Annotated in this window: 12 protein-coding genes; 7 read left to right on the top strand and 5 right to left on the bottom strand. The window is 71.0% G+C overall.

The window, feature by feature from the left end:
• Positions 1–118: 118 nt before the first annotated feature.
• The gene (locus ACFY8O_RS33495) at positions 119–1,423 is read left to right on the top strand and encodes a BNR-4 repeat-containing protein (protein WP_387909044.1); all 1,305 of its coding nucleotides are present in this window, start codon (positions 119–121) and stop codon (positions 1,421–1,423) included.
• 945 nt (positions 1,424–2,368) lie between these two features.
• On the opposite strand, the gene ACFY8O_RS33490 is transcribed toward ACFY8O_RS33495, so the two are convergent.
• On the bottom strand, positions 2,369–3,205 hold the full coding sequence (locus tag ACFY8O_RS33490) for a DUF4397 domain-containing protein (protein WP_387909043.1): 837 nt from the start codon (positions 3,203–3,205) through the stop codon (positions 2,369–2,371).
• A gap of 106 nt (positions 3,206–3,311) precedes the next feature.
• Positions 3,312–3,920 carry a sigma-70 family RNA polymerase sigma factor gene (locus ACFY8O_RS33485; RefSeq protein WP_387909041.1) on the bottom strand — a complete coding sequence of 203 codons (609 nt, stop codon included), beginning with the start codon at positions 3,918–3,920 and terminating at the stop codon, positions 3,312–3,314.
• A 205-nt stretch (positions 3,921–4,125) separates the two neighbouring features.
• Here ACFY8O_RS33485 and ACFY8O_RS33480 point away from each other — a divergent pair, with 205 nt between their 5' ends.
• Positions 4,126–5,064: a MerR family transcriptional regulator gene (locus tag ACFY8O_RS33480; RefSeq protein ID WP_387909039.1), complete on the top strand. Its 939-nt coding sequence runs from the start codon at positions 4,126–4,128 to the stop codon at positions 5,062–5,064.
• Between the two features lie 119 nt (positions 5,065–5,183).
• Here ACFY8O_RS33480 and ACFY8O_RS33475 read toward each other — a convergent pair whose 3' ends face one another.
• Positions 5,184–6,680, bottom strand: a complete 1,497-nt coding sequence (locus ACFY8O_RS33475) for a cryptochrome/photolyase family protein (RefSeq protein WP_387909038.1) — start codon at positions 6,678–6,680, stop codon at positions 5,184–5,186.
• 210 nt (positions 6,681–6,890) lie between these two features.
• The gene (locus ACFY8O_RS33470; RefSeq protein ID WP_387909036.1) at positions 6,891–7,787 is read right to left on the bottom strand and encodes an SDR family oxidoreductase; all 897 of its coding nucleotides are present in this window, start codon (positions 7,785–7,787) and stop codon (positions 6,891–6,893) included.
• A gap of 169 nt (positions 7,788–7,956) precedes the next feature.
• Between ACFY8O_RS33470 and ACFY8O_RS33465 the strand changes: the two genes are divergently transcribed.
• A complete protein-coding gene (locus ACFY8O_RS33465) occupies positions 7,957–8,559 on the top strand; it encodes a DUF4383 domain-containing protein (RefSeq protein ID WP_387909034.1) in 603 nt (200 codons plus the stop codon).
• 246 nt (positions 8,560–8,805) lie between these two features.
• Here ACFY8O_RS33465 and ACFY8O_RS33460 read toward each other — a convergent pair whose 3' ends face one another.
• Positions 8,806–9,411 carry a lytic polysaccharide monooxygenase auxiliary activity family 9 protein gene (locus ACFY8O_RS33460; protein WP_145808354.1) on the bottom strand — a complete coding sequence of 202 codons (606 nt, stop codon included), beginning with the start codon at positions 9,409–9,411 and terminating at the stop codon, positions 8,806–8,808.
• Between the two features lie 405 nt (positions 9,412–9,816).
• Here ACFY8O_RS33460 and ACFY8O_RS33455 point away from each other — a divergent pair, with 405 nt between their 5' ends.
• The 4 genes from ACFY8O_RS33455 to ACFY8O_RS33440 all read left to right on the top strand — a co-directional run bounded on the left by ACFY8O_RS33455 (position 9,817) and on the right by ACFY8O_RS33440 (position 18,217).
• Positions 9,817–10,608: a calcium-binding protein gene (locus tag ACFY8O_RS33455; protein ID WP_387909032.1), complete on the top strand. Its 792-nt coding sequence runs from the start codon at positions 9,817–9,819 to the stop codon at positions 10,606–10,608.
• Positions 10,609–11,158: 550 nt separating this feature from the next.
• A complete protein-coding gene (locus ACFY8O_RS33450; protein ID WP_387909030.1) occupies positions 11,159–12,685 on the top strand; it encodes an FG-GAP repeat domain-containing protein in 1,527 nt (508 codons plus the stop codon).
• A 343-nt stretch (positions 12,686–13,028) separates the two neighbouring features.
• Complete coding sequence (locus ACFY8O_RS33445) at positions 13,029–14,546, top strand: VCBS repeat-containing protein (protein WP_387909028.1); 1,518 nt, start codon at positions 13,029–13,031, stop codon at positions 14,544–14,546.
• Positions 14,547–14,569: 23 nt separating this feature from the next.
• Positions 14,570–18,217, top strand: coding sequence for a LamG domain-containing protein (locus ACFY8O_RS33440; protein WP_387909026.1), 3,648 nt, complete (start codon positions 14,570–14,572; stop codon positions 18,215–18,217).
• The last annotated feature ends 135 nt before the right edge of the window (positions 18,218–18,352 follow it).

Genomic DNA, 18,352 nt, shown 5'->3' with positions numbered 1-18,352 from the left:
CGCACGCTCCGCCGGGCCCCGCTCCGTACCCCACCCCGCACGACGACCGCGCCGGCCGGCCCCCGGGCCGCTGCCGTCCGCGTCGCCTCCCGCACCCGCACCCGCGAAGGAGCTCATCTTGCGACGTCCCACGGTACGCACGTACACCGCATCGGCCGCGGCCCTGGCCGCTCTCCTCCTGACCGCCCCGGCCGCCGGGGCCGGCACCGCGCAGACCACGGCAGCCGCGGCGACGGTGATCGAGAAGGTCCCGTACGCGATGGACACGTCGAACCAGGCCGCCTGGTGGACGCCGGTCGCCACGTACAAGGGCCGCGGGCAGTACACGTACTTCGCCTTCAACGAGCCGGGCTCGACGGCCGCGACGCACCGGCCCGCCCTCGCACGGCGCGACCCGGACGGCCTCTGGAGCCGGCTGCCGCTGCTGAACAGCGACGGGCAGCAGGCGGAGTTCCCCGACGACAACGGCCACAACCAGCCCTCGGTCGCCCGCGACGGCAGCGGTCGCCTGCACGTCTTCACCTCCATGCACGCCAACCCCTGGCGCTACTTCCGCACCGAGGCCCCGGGCGGCGACATCACCGACCACGCGTCCGAACTGCCCGATCAGGGGGTGGGCATCACCTACCCGGTCGTCACCACCGCGCCCAACGGCGACCTGTACCTCGCCGCCCGCGTCGGTACCGGCTCCGACCAGCGCCCCGGCAAGCTGTACCGCTGGGACAACGCCAACTCCCGCTGGAGCGTCGTCGCCACCTTCGCGAGTGCGCTGTACCGCTCCGTGTACCCCGACGACCTCACGGTGGACGCCTCCGGCCGCGTGCACCTTCTCTACGAGTGGGCGAAGGCGCCGGCGACCGCGTTCCGCCACCAGCTCTCCTACCTGTCCTACGACCCGTCGACCGGGGCCTTCGCGGACAGTACGAACACGACCGTCACCACCCCGGTCACGCCCGCCACCTCCGACGTCGTCCAGGACCTCACCACGGGCGAGGAGTGGAGCGCCGACAACGCGTACACCGGTCCCGCGGTGCAGAGCGCCAAGCTCACCCTCGACGGCTCCACCCCGAAGATCGCCTACCGCTACCGCTCGGCGGACAGCGGTGGTCACTTCCGCGTGTACTACGCCTATCCGAGCGGTGGCGGCTGGGTGGGCAAGACCGTCTACGCCGGCGGGCAGACCGCTGCCGCCCTCGGCATCACCTGGGACGAGACGGACACCAAGCGCGTCTACTACGTGACCGCCTCGGGCACCGACCGGGTTTTCTCCGCGACCCAGTCGGCGGACGGGGCCTGGACCGCCCGGTCCGTCACTCCGGGCGTCAGCGCGGACCGGCTCGCGGTGCGGCGGGACTCGGACGGTCAGGATGTGCTCTACGTGCCGGACACGGCGCACAACACCCTCTATTACGCGACCCGTTGACGAACCCCGCCGCTGGTCGCACAGGGCTGCCGACGCGCTCGGGCCGGTATCACTTCGCCGACGGATCACCGGCCGGGGCACTGCGTGGTCGTGCCCCGGCTGGAACCCGGCGTCGTTCCGCCCGCGAATTCTCAGCCTCGGGTGAGGAGTGTCCGCCACGCAGACCGGTGCCCCCGGGCAGGTCCGCGACCAGCCCTGCCCCGCAACCGGCGGACGAGCAGGGCGCCGGCTGCCAGAGCGAGCGCGAGGTAGGCATCACGCGATCCGGCGCCGGGTGCCCGCACGCCCCGTACCTCCGAGGTCCCCCTGGCGGGGGACCGGAGGGCCGGACTCCTTCTCGAGTACGGGCCCCTGTCGGCCTCGGGCCGGACCTCCTGTGCGATGCGCCGCCACACACGCTCCGGCGGCGCCACCGGCAGGTCCGAAGCCTGCGCACCGCGCGCGGCAGCCACCACGCGCGTCAGCTGCACCAGTTCACGGCGACAGCGCGGACACGACGCGATGTGCCGCAGGGCGGCGGTGTCCTCGTCGCCGTCCGCATGACCGAGTGCCAGTTCCACCAGGTGAGACGGCTCCACATGGCTCACTGCGCCCTCCTGCGTCTCCGGCTTCCTGGTCTCCCTGTGCACGAGCCTGTCGCTCGTGAGGGGCCGTTGTCACCCGCGCACCGGCTCCGCCTCCTTCGGCCCCGCCGACCGAGCGCTCGCGCGCCCAGGCCCACGTCGCAGTCCTGGACACGCCCGGTCGGCGCGGCTGAGGCGGTGCCGGTCCACGACGCCGTAACGCCGGGAAGCTGGGCCGTCGCCGCTTGTTGCTCAGGTGCGGTTCCGGAGTCGGGCGCTCCGGGTGCGAGCTCCGACGGCCCGCCCCCGACGGAGAGGGCGGCTGCCGGACGGCAGCCGCCATCCCTGGGTCCGTTCGGTCCGGGTCAGCCGTCGCGCGGCGTCAGCCACGCCGTCCGGCGAACTGGCGGGCCACCATGACACCCGTCAGGGTGATCGCTCCGGCTGCGGTGGCCCAGGCAAGCCACTGGGCGGGGGAGTTAGGCGTGAAGGCGGCACCGCTGCCGCCGGCGTTCAACGCGTCGGGCATCGTTTCCGCGCCGCTGAAAGTCTGGGTGGCCAGGGCCAGGTTCTTGTCCTCGGCGCTGCCCCAGGCGTAGACGACGTTGCTCGTGCCCTCCTTGAGGTTCAGTTCCGCCGGTCCGATGGCCACGGTGTCCGTGCCGGCGAGGACGACGTCGGCGTTCACGGTGCCCGCGTCGACGGCCGCGGTGTCCTCGTCGGGGTTCGTCAAGTCGGTGAAGACGGGCTGACCGCCGGCGCGTACGTCCACGGCGGGCGCGGCAGCGACATGGCGAACGGTCAGACGGGCCTTGCCGTCGTCGACATTCGAGACGTCGTTGATGAACGCCGTCAGCTGGGGCTTGCCGTCGGCGGTGAGATGGGCGGCGACCGTGGCGTTGCCGCCTTCGGGTACCTTCACCTTCTTTTCCAGAGCCGGTGCGCCTTCGGGGCCCTGGCCCGCTTCGAATATCTGGATGTCGTAGGTTCCCGCGTCGAGGGACTGCGGGTCGGTCACCGTGCCGGGCTTGAAGTCGCTGAGCAGCTCGTCGCCGTTGGCGTAGACGTCGACCGTCATTCCTGGGATGCCGTGGAAGACGGACACCATAGCTTTGTCCTGCGCCTGGTCGGGGGCCGCCAGGGCGGGTGCGGTCACGCCGAGGGCCAGGGCGCATGCCCCGGCGGAAGCGGCGAGGGCGATGGTGGGCCTGGAAGTCATGGGGATCATCTCTTCGTGGAGAGCCATGTCTGCTGCGGTGTCTTCACAGGTGTTTCGCGTATGGGCGGCGACGTGGATGCACCGAGGCAGCGCTTCTTCGGCGTGGTCACACGCCTGTGCCGCGTGCGTCACCCTGGTCGACGCACGTACGCAACCGATGCAGGCCGCGGCGGGCGTGGCTCTTGACCGTACCGAGAGGCACTCCGGTGCGTTCCGAGATCTGGACCTGCGTCAGGTCCTCGTAGAAGGCCATGCACAGGACCTCGCGCTGAGCGTGCGGCAACCGGGACATGGCCTCGACGAGCAGCACGCGGTCGAGCACCTCGTCCGATGCCTGCTGAACGGGCCGGACGGGTGCGGCGTCCTGAGCGGCCGACTCGATCACGGCCAGCCGCCGCCCCCTGGCCGCGAGCGCGTCGACGACCTTGCGGCGCGTGATGCCGACCAGCCAGGCGCCGAGCGCGCCCCGGTCGGGCCGGAAGTGGTGCCGCCCGCGCCAGGCACCGATGAACACCTGCTGGGTGACGTCCTCGGCCTCGTGTGTGTCGCCCAGGGACCGGGTGGCCATGGTGTGTACCAGTGAGCCCCAGCGTCGGTAGATGGCTGCGAACGCTTCCTCGTCGGCCTCGATGAGGCCGCGGGCAAGCTCTTCCTCGTACCGCGTTGCCTCCACGGGCGGGACGAGGGTGGTGGCCGGTCGCGGGTGCGTGGTCATGGCCGTTCCTCCTGCCAGGCGTCCTACGGGGGTGGAGGGCCGTCCGCCGGTCCGGCTATCGCCACTCCGCGCGCACTGATCAGTGTCGGACGCGTGAACGACGCAAGCAACGTGCGTCGTTCATGCGTCGTACAGTGGAGGCGTGAGCGGGCAGCGGGAAAACGGTGCGAACCGAGTCGGTGACGGCGGTCCGCCGGCCGGAGGCATGACCACCGGCGAGGTGGCCCGGCGTCTGGGGGTGGCTCCGACCACGGTCCGCACATGGGACCGCCGTTACGGGCTCGGGCCCGACGGGCACACGGGCGGCCGGCACCGGCGCTGGACGCCGGCGGACGTGGCGAAGCTGGAGCGGATGTGCGCGTTGACGGCGACGGGGCTGCCGCCGGCCGAGGCGGCCCGCATGGCGCGCAGCGAAGAGCCACCGGCGGCGGCCCGCTCCCGAGCTGCTGCTGGGCCCGGGCGGGCTCCGGCCTCACGCCGAACCGGGACGTGGAGCGGGCTGCAGCTCGGCGACGTGCGTCAGGAGTGCAGAGGAATCGCCCGTGCCGCCCTGCGTCTGGACGCCGCCGCCCTGGACGAACTGCTGCTCGCTGTGATCGCCGAACACGGACTGGTCGCCGCCTGGACCGAGGTGATCATGCCGACGCTCCAGGCGGTCGGACGTAAGTGGGAGACGTCGGGGGAGATGTACGTCGAAGTCGAGCACTTCCTGTCCTGGCACGTCTCGGGCGCGCTGCGGCGGGCCACTCCCGGCACGGCCGCGGACCGCCCCGGCGCCACCGTGGTGCTCGCCTGTGTGCCGGGGGAGAACCACACGCTGCCGTTGGAGGTGCTGTCCGCGGCACTGACGGAGCGCGGTGTTCCGGTGCGGATGTTCGGCGGTGCCCTGCCCGTCGAGTCGCTCGTCACCGCGGTGCGAAGGACCGGGCCGGCCGCGGTGGGGCTGTGGGCGCAGTCCCGCACCACCGCCAGCCGGCCGCTGGCCCAGCACGTGGCCGGGATGGAGTGGGGCGTGCGCGGAGCCCGTCGCAGACCGGTCGTCCTGACCCTGGGCCCCGGCTGGGCGGGGCAGGCGGTCGCCGGTCTCGCGCGTCCGTCAGGGCTTGCCGAGGCGGTCGCCGCTCTGGAGTCGTCGGCGCCGTAGGTCTACGAGCGACGACAGGCCGCCGGGCACCGGACGCCACACGGATGCGCTGGCTACTGCCCGGTTGTGCGCCGGTGCGGGACGGACGTCAGTCACCTCGGCGGCACACCGGAGTGCGACTACGGGGGTGTGTCGCCTCGCGCGTGTTCCTGTTCGACGACCTCCGCGAGATCGGTGAGCCGGTCGAGTTGCCGCACCGGCTGGGCGGTGCGATGGTTGGCGGCCAGCCGCTTCCGGTGCCGGTCGAGAAAGGTCCAGTAGCCCGCGGTGTACGGGCATGCGTGCTCCCCGGTCCGGTCGCCCGGCGGGTAGACACAGGGACCGCACAGGTCGCTCATGCGGTTGATGTAGGCGCCGCCCGAGGTATAGGGCTTGGTGGTCATGCCGCCCCCGTCGGCGTACTGGGACATGCCGACGACGTTGGGGAGCATGACCCAGTCGTAGCCGTCCACGAAGCAGCGGTGGAACCAGTCCGTGACGGCGGCCGGGTCCCAGCCCCGTTGAAGAGCGTGGCTGCCGAGGATCATGAGCCGGGGAATGTGGTGCGTCCATCCCGTGTCGCGCACCTGCGCGAGGACCGTGCGCAGGCAGTTCGCCCGGACGGCGCCCGCGTCCAGGTCGTTCCACCAGTCGGGCAGCGGGGCGGTGTGCCGAAGCTCGTTGGAGTGCCGGTAGTTCTCGCCGAAGTACCAATACAGCTGCCAGACGTACTCGCGCCAGCCGGCGATCTGCCGCACGAAGCCTTCCACGCTGTTCAGTGGCGCCCGACCTGCGCGCCACGCCTTCTCCGCCTCCTCGACACATTCGGCGGGATCGAGCAGACCGAGGTTGAGCGAGGAGGAGAGCAGGCTGTGGCTCATGACCGGATCGCCGGCCAGCATCGCGTCCTCGTACGGCCCGAACGTGGCGAGTCGATGCTCAACGAAGCGTCGCAGGGCTCGACGCGCCTCCGCCCGGGTGGCGGGGAACAGACGGGGCCCGTCCCGCCCGGTGAAGGAGACGTCCCCGTCGCGTTCCCAGCGGTCGAGGTCATGACGGACCTCTTCGTCGATGTCGTCCTCGCGCGGCCGGTACGGGCGGCCGATCCGGAGGGAGGCGGTGTCGCGGGGCGGGGGCTCCCGGTTGTCGTGGTCCAGGTTCCACCGGCCTCCCGCCGGCTGCCCGCCGTCCATGAGCAGGTCGTGACCGCGACGGACCCAGTGGTAGAAGTCCTCCTGCCGCAGCCGCTTCCCGCCGTGACCGTCCGCCCACGCGGCGAAGTCGGCCATCGGCAGGAGGAACCCCCGGGCAGGGCCCACCGTCACGTGCGGGAGGGCCCGCACCAGGCGGAGCGCCGCGTGCGACGTGGGGTGGTGGACCCCGATCGGGCGCCCGCGTGCCGCCCGGTCGAGGCCGTCGCGGTAGGTGTCGGCACGTACGTAGGTGACGCGGTCGCCGAGTTCGGCCGCGCGGTGTCGCATCGCGGACAGCACCAGATGGGCCTTGGCCCGATGGAACCGGCGCCGTCGGAACACGGAGCGGGCCTCGATCATGATCAGAGGCGTGTCGCGCTCCGGCCCGTCCTCGTCCGCGTTGAGGAAGTGGGGGCCGAGCTGGTCGCCGAAGAGCCAGTGCACGAGGGGTGTCTCCTCAGTCGAGGCCACGGGCGTGCTGAAGCGCGCGAGCCCGTCGGCGGGGTTGACGATCGGTTCCCAGGTCCCCCGCCGGAAGGCCGGGCGGCGGCGTGGGCCGCGCACACCTGGTCAGGGGCACTTCATGCTCAGCCCCGGTGGCCCATGTGCCGCTCACGCCGATCCGGCGGCTGTGCGACCGGCGCGGTGGAACACTCACGCCGGCGGGCCACCGCGCTCGGCCGCCTGCCCGGCCCGGCCGCCGACGCCGAGCAACCCTGTCGCCGGGAAGGGCTCCGCCGCGGCGAGCCGTGGCAGTTCACGTCGCGACAGCCAGGTGACGACAGGCGGCATAACGGCCCGTACGAGCTGCGTCGAGCACAGCCAACGGGGGACGTACACAGACGCACGGCGACGCTCGACGGCGCCGACCAGCCGCGCGGCTACGTAGGAGGCCGGGAACACCTTCCGCGCCGGAGCCGGCATGTGCCCACGCAGTTCCCTCAGCACCGGGTGCTCGTCGGCGTCACGCACCATGCCGGTGTCCGTCCAGTTGATGTAGGCGATCCCCACGCCCACCCGGCGGTGAGCGACCTCGGCCCGCAGCGCGTGGGCGAAGGACTCCACTCCCGCCTTCGACGCGCAGTAGGCGCTCATCATCGGAGCCGCACCTATCGACGCGAGAGAGGCCACTTGCAGGAGGTAACCGTGGGTGTCGACCAGGTCGGGCAGGAACGTGCGCGCGGTGATCGCGCTGCCGATGAGGTTCACCTCGACGACGCGGCGCCAGACGGCTGGATCCGACTCCATGAACGGACCGCCCTCCGCCACTCCGGCGTTGGCGACGACCACCGAGGGAGGGCCGAGCCGGGCACGGATCTCGGACCTGACCCGGTGCATGCGGCGGTCGTCGGTGACGTCCGCTTCCCAGCACGCGGAAGTCCCCGCCGGCAGCGAGTCCCTGACCCGGGCCAGTGTGCGCTCCTCCCGGCCCAGCAGCGCCACCCGCGCGCCCCGCTCGACCAGTACCTCCGCGATCGCCGCCCCGAGGCCGCGCGCTGCCCCGGTCACGACGGCGACGCGGCCGTGCAGGGGCTGGCGGTCTACCGGCATGGTGTGTTCCTTTCCGCGGTGGCACCTGCCCGGCCCACGCTAGACGGCTCACGGTCAGGGGGCATGTCAGCCGCTCCCTCAGGAGGGCGCCTGGCCTCCGGTACGGACTGCCGCGATCGCGATCGCCTTCACGCGCATCCAAAACCGGCACAGGGGCCGAAACGGCATCATGAAGCTCAAGGACGAATTGCCCGTCGACCACCATCTGGCCACCGTCTACCGCTACGGCGCAGGTTTCTGCGGCGTGGTCCTGCTGGTCTTCGCAGGACTCGGCTTCGCCGACGCACTGAGCCCGTTCGACACGGCCGGCGAGACGATCGCCGGCATGACCACCAACGTGGGGCTCAGCACCATCTCCACCGTCGTCGGTCTCGCGCTGCTCGTCGGCGCGGTGATCGGCGGCAACTTCGCCTCGGTCCTCAACATGACGGTCGGAGCGCTCTTCGTGCTGAGCGGCTTCGCGCACCTCTTCGTCCTGGACCGTCCTGCCAACATCCTCGACTTCGGCATGACCAACGTGGTCTTCAGTTTCGTCATGGGGTTGCTCATCGCCACGTTCGGGATGTACGGCCGGGTGTCCAGCAAGCTGACGCACGACAACCCCTACTGGCAGCGCCGCCACCCGGATCAGGCGGCACGCCGACGCGAGGCGGCCACCGCCCTGCCGGACGCAGGACCCGAGCGGGACGCGCTGCCTGCCACACATGGTCCCGAGGGTGCCGGTGAACCGAGGCCGCCCGAGTGGCGCCCGACCACGGGAGGAATGCGCTGAGCGGCACGTCCGAACCATTCGACGAAGACTCGCGTCGGTGCCGGGTCGGTCGGCCCGGCTCAGGGGTTCCTGAGAAGTCCCGAAGGTGCGGCAGGGTCCCCTCCCGATGTGCGCCCACGTCAGGAGGGGACCCGCATGACCGCTTCCCAGAGCTCTCAGATGTCTTTCAGACGTCGCGGAGGACACCGCGCACTTCTGTGACCTGCGGCGATACGCGGTTGCAGAGCGTCGCGCCGCACCGAGGGCTCAGCCGAAGTTCACGTCACTGCACCACATGTATGCCTGGTCGAGGTGCGAGGCCTGCCAGATCACGAACACGATGTGGTGTCCGGTGTAGCCGGAGGTCTGGACGGGGAACGTGATGTCGTTCGCCGGTGCGTAGCGGCCGGTCTGTGTGATGAAGTCGAGGTTGCCCCAGCCCAGGGTCTGGGTCTTGGGGTCGAAGCCCTGCTTGCTCACGTAGACCTTGAAGTAATCGGCGCCGTGGGACGCCTGGTCGCGCAGGTGCACCGAGAAGTTGTTGCCGATCGTGGTGGTCTTCCACGCCCCGGGCTTGTCCAGGCTGGCGTTCCGGGACAGGTTGTTGCTGCAGAGCGTTCCGTCGGGCGTCTTCGCCTGGAACTGGCCGCCGAGGCCGTCACGCAAGGCGCTCATCCAGTTCCACATGGTGTCGGCGTTGGCCTGCCAGGCCTGCCAGCACATGGGGTCCTGTGTCTGCATGGCCGGGTCCATGTGCTTGCTGCCCCACGTCTCCCAGCACTGGTACGCGCGGGTGGCGGGGCCGACGATCGTGCCGTGGGCCTGAGCGGGGGCCGACCAGGCCAGCGCGCCGGCGAGGACGGCGAACAGCATGACGAACGCCTGGAGGGGCCGGCGGAGGTAGGACCTCGAACGCCCGGTTAACGGGATCGTGTTGTTCATGTGGGGGGAACTCCTTCCAGAGACAAGGCTGTGATGGGAGCGCTCCCAACGGTACGACTTCCGCGTGAAGTGTCAATGAAACAAACCAAGTTGATCCGAAAACGGCCGGGCTGAGGGATGCGCCGTGACGGGTCGGAGGGCGGTCCTCGCCGTCATGTCGGGAGGGAGGCCGGTTCGCCATGACACCGCGTCGGTTCGCGCTCTTGCAGATCCGGACCGACCGAGGAGACTGCCTTCACTCCCCGGTCCACTCCGTACCCCGGCAGCACCACGCCGAACAGGTCCGAGCGGCCGCGAGCAGATCGGTCCACCGTCACTCCCCAGGGATGAGGTCTCATGTACCGGAACCGAGCCGTCGTCAGCGCCCTCACCGTGACTCTGTTGTCAGCCGGCCTCGCCGTCGGCCCCGCGGCAGCAGCGTCCTCCGCGTCCTCCTCTGCCTCGGTCTCCGAGGTGAAGGCGCGCGTCGGGGGCGACTGGGAGACCCGGTCGATCGTCTTCACCGCCGCTGCGGGGCAGACCAACGACCTCAGCATCTACCCGATGTACACCAGCGACGGGATCCGCCGGATCGGCTTCAGGGACGTGGTCCCGCTGGAACCGGGCGAGCACTGCGCGTACTCCAGCGCCGAGGACACCACCGCCGTCGTCTGCGAACTGCCCGCCGACAGCGCACGGCCCGACAGGATCGACGTCTTCCTCGGCGACGGCGATGACACGATCGCCGCCTTCACGCCCGGAATGAACACGGTCAGCGGCGGCGCGGGCGACGACGAGCTGCACGCCCACACCGCCCGCACGGTGCTGGGTGACGCGGGGGACGACATGGTCATGGGGCCCGCGACCCTGCACGGCGGGGACGGTGCGGATCAGCTGATGGGCGACAGCGAGAACCAGCGGATGTGGGGCGGCCGAGGCGACGACATGATCGAGGGTTACGGCGGTGACGACACCGTGTACGGCGGCTCAGGCGACGACCACGTCATGGGCGGGGACGGCCGGGACATCCTGCTCGGCGGCTCGGGCGACGACACGGTGCGCGGAGAGGGTGGCGACGACTTCGTCTGTGGTGGCACCGGGAAGGACATCCTCGACGGCGGGGACGGTCGCGACGTCGTCCTCCCGTGAGTCCCGCTCCCTGCCCGAGGACCCGAAGGCCAGGAAGGCCCGAGCTGTCGAAATTCCAAGGGCTGGGGCGGACCTCCACCCCGCCGCGGTTGACGCCCGACACCGAGATCACCCCGCGCCGGGCCGCGGTGCGGGGCGGTCTGCCCGCGATACGCGTTGTTTGTCCGCCTGTGCGGCCAGTCCCGAGTGGGCCGGCCGCACTGTGTGGCGCCGACCCGGACGGGCTCGTCGACGTGGTGAAACGGTGACCTTCGGGTGAATCGGATGTGGCGGAGTCGTGATTGTTACTGATGAGTTGATGTCGGACATGTGTTCTTGTGCATTTCCTGTGAGGCGTGGCAGAGTCCCGTGAACCTCCGTTGATCACGTGACTGCCGCACCGATCCAGTGACTTGGTGATGTGCGGGACCTTGTCGCGGCGTGCAGCGCAGCAGGCCCGGCGGAGGTGACAGTCGGGGAGGCCGCAGACGTTCGACGAGCGTCGTGGCAGGGGGCGGGGGGCTTGATGATGGTTCGCGTGGGCAGACGGGGCGGCCGCGCCGTGGCCGGTATGACATTGGTGGCAGCCTTCACGCTGCTCGGACCAGGAGCGCTGCCGGTTCCCCATGCGGTCGCCGCCACGGGCTGCGCCGGAGCGCAGCACGACTTCAACGGGGACGGGATCCGCGACACCGTCGTCGCCGACCCCGAGGCCACGGTCTCGGGCAAGGAGCGTGCAGGGCAGATCCACATCGTCTACGGGGGAGGCAAGGGAACGTTCCTGTTGTCCCAGGACTCCCCGAACGTCTCGGACGGCGCCGAGACCGACGACCGCTTCGGCTTCTCCTACGCCGTGTACGACGCCAATCTCGACGGCTGCAGCGACATCGCGGTGGGCATCCCCTTCGAGGACATCAACGTGGCGACCGGCCCGGTCCAGGACGCGGGGCTCGTCCACCTCATCTACGGCTCGCCCACCGGCATCGCGTCCGGAGGACTCGGCACCATCGGATTCCGGCAGGGAGCCGACGGCAAACTGGGCGGCGGCTACGAGGCGGAGGACTGGGTCGGCTACGCCGTCGCCGCGGGGACATCGGCCAGCGGCATCCCCTTCCTCGTCATCGGAGCGCCGGGCGAGGACGGTGCCGAAGGCAAGGACATGGGGATGTTCCACCATGTCTACGGCACCGGGTACGACGTGGCCCACGTCGCGCAGGACTCCGCGGGCGTCTGGGAGGATCCCGAGCCCAACGACCGCTTCGGCGCGTCGATCGCCGCGACGGACCGCCACTTCGTCGTCGGTGCGCCCGGCGAATCCATCGCGACCACGTCCCAGAACGTCGAGTTCGCCGGGGCTGTGATCGCATTCCGGCCCTCGATCAACACGGACGGCATCCCGGCCCCGCTCTTCGGTATGGGCCAGGGCCGCAGCGGCACCGGTGACACCACCGCGCAGACCGGGGATCAGTACGGCCTCTCCTTGGCGATGGCCCCCTACCGTCCCGCCGGAGCGACCGCGAACAACGACTCGCTTCTCGCGGTCGGCGTTCCCGGTGAGGATCTCGCCGCCACGGTCGACGCCGGAGCCGTCCACACCTACCACATCAAGGCGGACGGAACCCTCCAGCACCTCAAGTGGATCGACCAGAACCAGCCCGACGTCGAAGGCTCGGCCGAGGCGGGCGACTTCTTCGGACAGCGCCTCACCGCGGCCAACACCGCCCCGACCGCCACCGGCACCGCGGCGACGATGCGACTCGCCGTGGCGGCGCCCGGCGAGGAGCTCACCGAGGAGTACCCGGAGGAGGGCGGCGTCCACATCTTCCCGCTGCTCGGTGAGCCCGGCGCCGGTGACAGCTGGATCTCACCCGGCGACGGCGTTCCCGCCGTCCGCGCGCCCCGCATGCTCACCGGCATGGGTCTCGGTTCGAGCCCGACGGCACTGTACGTCGGCGTCCCCTACGGCCCCGCCGGAAACAGGGCCGTCCACGCGTTTCCCTGGAACACCCCGAACGGCGGCGCACCCACGCAGAGCTGGCGCCCCGGTGAAGGCGGTATCCCGGCCGACGCCGTTGCCTTCGGTGTCCGGCTGAGCTGAGACCGGGGGCGGGCGGGGTGCACGGCAGATGCCGGTGGCACCCCACGCGACCGAGTCCCGTCCGAACCGGTGCGGCGGTGAATTCCGTACGACCGCGTGACGCCCGTCCACCGTTCTGACGGCGCGTGTTCCCGCGCTGTCCGTGCCCGCCACGCCATCCACACCCATGAGCGCCGCCCGACGCCGTCGCGAGACGGCTGTCACCACCATGCCCGAAGCCGTTTCGGGGACCTCCGGCCGACGGCGAGCCGGAACGATCAGGGGAGGAACCATTTCTGTGACCAGTCCGATGCGCCCACCGCGGCGCACCGCCAGAGGAAGAACAGCGCTCGCCGCAAGTGCCGTGTTCCTGACCGTATTCGCCCTGGGCTTCGGCCCGGGGGCGCCCTTCACGGCACCCGCCTCCGCCCTGGCCGCCGGATGCTCGGGCGTGGACTCCGACTTCAACGGGGACGGCATCAAGGACACGGTGATAGCCGACCCCGAAGGGACGGTGAACAGCGTCCCCGGGGCCGGTCTCATCCACATCGTCTACGGCGGCGACAAGGGCAGCATGCAGCTGTCCCAGGAGACCGCGAACGTTCCCGGAGGCGCCGAGCCCGACGACCAGTTCGGCTTCTCGTTCGCCGTCTACGACGCGGACGCCGACGGCTGCAGCGACATCGCCGTCGGCATCCCGTACGAGGACCTGGCCGCCGAGGACGTCACGGTCCGCGACGCCGGTCTGGTCCAGATCGTCTACGGCTCGGCGGCCGGACCCGCCGGCGGGAAGGCTGTCAAGGAGCACTCCCAGGGCCCGACCGCGACGCTCGGCGGAGGCAGGGAGACGGGCGACTGGGTCGGTTACGCCCTGGCCGGCGGAAAGACCGCGGCGGGAACCTCGTACCTGCTGATCGGTGCACCCGGCGAAGCGCTGGGGACGGTCGAGGACGCCGGCGTCTTCTACTACCTCTCCGCCGACCCGGCGACCGCCGTCGGCGTCAACCAGGACACGACCACCGCCGGACCGGTGCCGGGAGAGATGGAGGTGGACGACCGCTTCGGCTCGGCGTTCGCAACCACCCCGACCCACTTCGCCGTGGCGGGGCCCGGCGAGGCGATAGGTACCGTGCCGTTCGCCGGCGGGGTCGCCGTTTTCAGCCACACCCTCGTGTCCGGCCTCCCCAAGCCGCTGGTGGGACTCTCCCAGGACATTGACGGCATCCAGGGTGCCGAGGAGCCGGGTGACGGTTTCGGCACCGCGCTCGCCATGGCGCCCTACCGGCCCTCGGGCGCCACCTCCACGACCGAGTCCCTGCTCGCCGTCGGTATCCCGGGCGAGGACCTGGCCACGACGGTCGATGCCGGGGCCGTCCAGGTGTTCCGGATCACGGCCTCCGGGACCTTCACACAGATCAGCTGGATCGACCAGAACACGGCGGACGCCGAGGAGCAGACCGAGGCCGGGGACTTCTTCGGCCAGCGGCTCGCCGCGGTCAACACCGCTCCCAACAGCGTCGCTTCGGCCACCACCACCCGGCTGGCGGTCGGCGTGCCGGGCGAGGAGTCCTCGGAGGAGCACATGGAGAAGGGCGGCGTGCAGATCTTCCCGCTCGTCGGCGCGCCCGGCGCCTCCGACGCCTGGATCGACCCGGGCTGGGGCATCCCCGGAGAGCCCGCTCCCCGCCAGCTCGCCGGAATGAGCCTGGGCTCCACCCCGTCCGCCCTGTACGTGGGCATGCCCTACGGGCCCGCCGCGGAACACGCCGTCCACTCCTTCAGCTGGAACGTGGCGTCCGGCGGCACGCCCACCCGCACCTTCAAGCCCGGTTGGGACGGCGTCCCCACGGGCGACGTCGCGTTCGGAGCCGTGGCCCGTTGATGAACGACCTGGAGAAGAGACGCATGTCCAGACGCATACGACGCGGCCCGGTGCTGCGCGGCGCGCTCGCCGCGGTGGTGGCGGGTGCTGTGATGACGGGCGTCCTCAGCGCCCAGTCGCAGGACCCCGCCTCCGGCGAAGCCCCCGAACCGTCCATGGCCGCTGCGGGCAAGCCGGTACAGACCGAGGCCGAAGCGCTGACCGTCGCGAAGAAGAGCGGCCAGAAGGTCGAGATCCTCGGCATGCGCACCTCGCGCCGGGAGATCTACGCCGAGCCCAACGGCACCTTCACGGCCCGCGAGTACACCGACCCCGTCCGTACCTTCCAGGAAGGTACCTGGGTCGACATCGACCGGACCCTCGTGCGGCACGCCGACGGCTCGGTCACGCCGAAGGCCGCGGCGGTCGCGCTGTCCTTCTCGGACGGTACCGCCGGCAAGCCGTTCGTCACCATGAACCAGGCGGGCCGCGAGATGGCCCTGACCTGGCCGTACGGGAAGCTTCCCGCACCCGCGCTCGACGGGGACACGGCCACGTACAAGGACGCCCTGCCCGGCGTCGACCTCACGGTGCGCGCCGAGGCGGACGGCTTCGGCCACCTCCTGGTGGTCAAGACCCCCGAAGCCGCGGCCGACCCGAGGCTGGCCCGGCTCGACCTGGGTCTGAAGACCGACGGCCTCAAGGTCAAGGAGGACGCCTCCGGTGCCATCAGGGCCGAGGACGCGGCCGTCGGCGGAACCGTCTTCGAAGCCGGCAAGCCCGTGATGTGGGACTCGGCCGCGGTCAAGGAAGCCGCTGCCAAGGCCCAGGGCCCCAAGGCCGTCTCGAAGGCGCTCGCCGCCGCGACCGCCGACGCCGCACCCGCCCCGGCGGTCGCGCCGAAGGCGGCCCTCACCGGCCCCGGCGGCGGTGGCCGGACCTCGCCGCTGGGCGTCGAGGTGGGCAAGGGCAAGCTGTCGCTCGTCCCCGACCAGAAGCTGCTCCAGGGCGACGACACCGTCTTCCCCGTCGTCATCGACCCGATCCAGCGCACCACTTCGCGCAGCGCGTGGACCGGCGTGATGTCCGGCATGCCGAGTGAGCAGGACTGGAAGTACTCCGGCAGCGCCGGCGTGGGCAAGTGCCCCACCGACTACAGCCCGGTCTCCTGCAACGGTGTCGGCGTGCGGCGGACCTTGTTCACGATGCCCATGTCGTTCTACAAGGGCAAGCAGATCCTCGGCGCGACGTTCTCCGCACGCGTCGAGCACATCTACAGCGCCTCGCCGACCGCCGAACCGATCCGGCTCTACCGCATCGGCGGCAAGAACTACAGCATCACCTCCTCGTCCAGCTGGTCCAACACCTCGGACGACTGGACGGACCACATCGGCACCGTCGACAAGGCCATCTCGCCGACGAGCTGTTCCAGCCAGGCCAACCTGCACTTCGAGGCGGGCGCGACCGGAGAGCTGACCACCGAGGTCAAGACGGCCGCGGCCGAGGGCTGGTCGTCCATGACGCTGGGCCTGCGCGCCGCCGACGAGTCCCGGCTGCCCGAATGGAAGCGGGTCTGCGGCAACGCCTACCTGTCGATCAGTTACAACAACCTGCCGCGGAAGATCACGACGCTCTCGCAGAACCCGGGCGGCATGTGCATCAGCGGTGCCGGCCGTCCGTACGCCGAGGTGCCGCCGCAGCTTCAGGCCGTGGCCAGCGACCCCGACCACGGAAACGGCCTCACCGACAAGGTCAAGGTCGAGTTCAAGGTGGACTGGACGGACCCGGTCACCAAGGAGGCCAAGACCTACTCCTACCTCACCCCGTCCTGGCTGGCGCCCACGTCCGGAACCAAGTTCACCCACACGGTGAAGTCGTCCATCCCGCAGAACACCGTCATCTACTGGAGCGCACGCGCCTACGACGGTGACGGATACGGCCCCTGGAGCTACGACGGGGACACCGTGCGCTGCGAGTTCATGTACGACAAGACGCTGCCGGGCAAGCCCAACGTGCTGTCCAAGCAGTACCCGTCCGACACCGTGTACCACGACGGCGTCGGCACCTACGGCTCCTTCACCTTCGCCCCGAACCCGAACGACTCGGTGCCCGACACCGACGTCGTGAAGTACCGGTACGCGTTCGACGGCACCGCCACCCCGGCCACCACGGTCAACGCCGCCACACCTGGTGGGCCCGCCACCGTGAACTGGATGCCCACCCGCTCCGGTCGCCACTGGGTCGACGTCATCGCCGTCGACAAGGCCGAGAACCCGAGCACCAAGGCGCACTACGAGTTCCTCGTGACCGAGGGCACCCCGGTCGCCGGCCAGTGGAACCTCGCCGACGAACCGTCGAGCACCGAGGCCCACGACGAGACAGGGGCGTTCTCCGCGAACACGGGCACCGGTGTCACCTTCGGCGTGGAAGGCCCCGGCGGCAAGGCCGACTCGGCCGCCCGCTTCGACGGCACCGGCGCCGCCTACGCGGACGTCAACGAAACGGTGCTGGACTCCTCGAAGAGCTTCAGCGTCAGCGCCTGGGTCCGCCCGAACGGCACCCCCACGCGCGACATGGCCGTCGTCAGCCAGGACGGCACGGGCGAGCCCGGATTCACCCTCGGCTACGACCAGGTGGCGGGCACCTGGGCGTTCTCCGTCCCGGTGACCGACGTCGACACTCTCGGCGAGTGGAAGGCCGTGGCCACCGGCGTCAGCGTGGTCCCCGACCAGTGGGTGCTGCTGACCGGCGTCTACGACGCGGCCAAGTCCGAACTGCGCCTCTACATCAACAAGGACTCCAAGGGCACCGCGTCCCGCCGTTCGGTGTGGAAGTCGTACGGGCCGCTGCAGATCGGCCGGACCACGGCCAAGAGCGGCTACCGGGACAACTTCTCCGGTGACCTCGCCGAGGTCCGCGTGTTCGACCGCGTCCTGCCCGCCGCCCAGGTGGCGGAGATGATGACGGTCAAGCCGACCCGCATGAACTACTGGCAGCTCGACGCGGCGGCTGCGGGAGCCTCCGCGGACACGGGCACGGGTCAGAAGCTGACCCTCGCGGGCAACGCCTCCATCTACAACGCGCCCACGGACGACCCGTACTTCGAGGGGCCGTTCCCGATGGTCGGCGCGGGGCACCTGGTCCTCGACGGTGACGGGGACTACGCGTCCACGGCCACCGCACCCGTCACCGGCGCAGCCAGCTTCACGGCGACGGCCCGCGTGCAGCTCACCTCGCTCGACGCGACCGAGCCGCAGACCGTGCTGTCGCTGCCGGGCCAGGCCGCCAACCGGCTCGCGGTCCGCTACCGGCCCGCTGCCGACGCGGAATCGTCCTCGACGTGGGAGCTGGCCGTGGCCGAGTCCGACTCGGCGACGGCACCGGTGAAGACCTTCACCGACGACCAGACGCTCCCGGACGTCGACATGGCCGGGCAGCACCTCGCCGTGGTGTACGACGCGTTCGCCAACGAGATCCGGCTGTACGTGGCCGGACAGCTCGCCGACATCGCGCACGGCACCGACGACACCCTCTGGGGCGCCACCGGCGCTCTGCAAGTGGGCCGTTCGGCCCTCGGCGGCGGCAGCGAGTACTTCGCGGGCGCCATCGACGAGGTGCGCGTCTACACCGGGGCGGCGGACATGACGGCGATCCGGCAGATGGCCAACGGGACACCGCTCCCGAACATGTGATCCAGGCGGGGGGGGGGGGGGGGGCCCCCCCCGGGGGGGGCCCCCCCCCCCCCCCCCCACCCCACCCCCCCCCCCCCCCAAAACGGGGGGGAACCCGGGGGGGATAAGAAAAACGGTTTTTTAAAACCGGCCCCC

This window comes from Streptomyces argenteolus, assembly GCF_042902585.1.
Taxonomy (GTDB): domain Bacteria; phylum Actinomycetota; class Actinomycetes; order Streptomycetales; family Streptomycetaceae; genus Streptomyces; species Streptomyces argenteolus.
The sequence above is the reverse complement of the archived record's forward strand: the minus strand, read 5'-3'. Positions and strand labels throughout refer to the sequence as shown.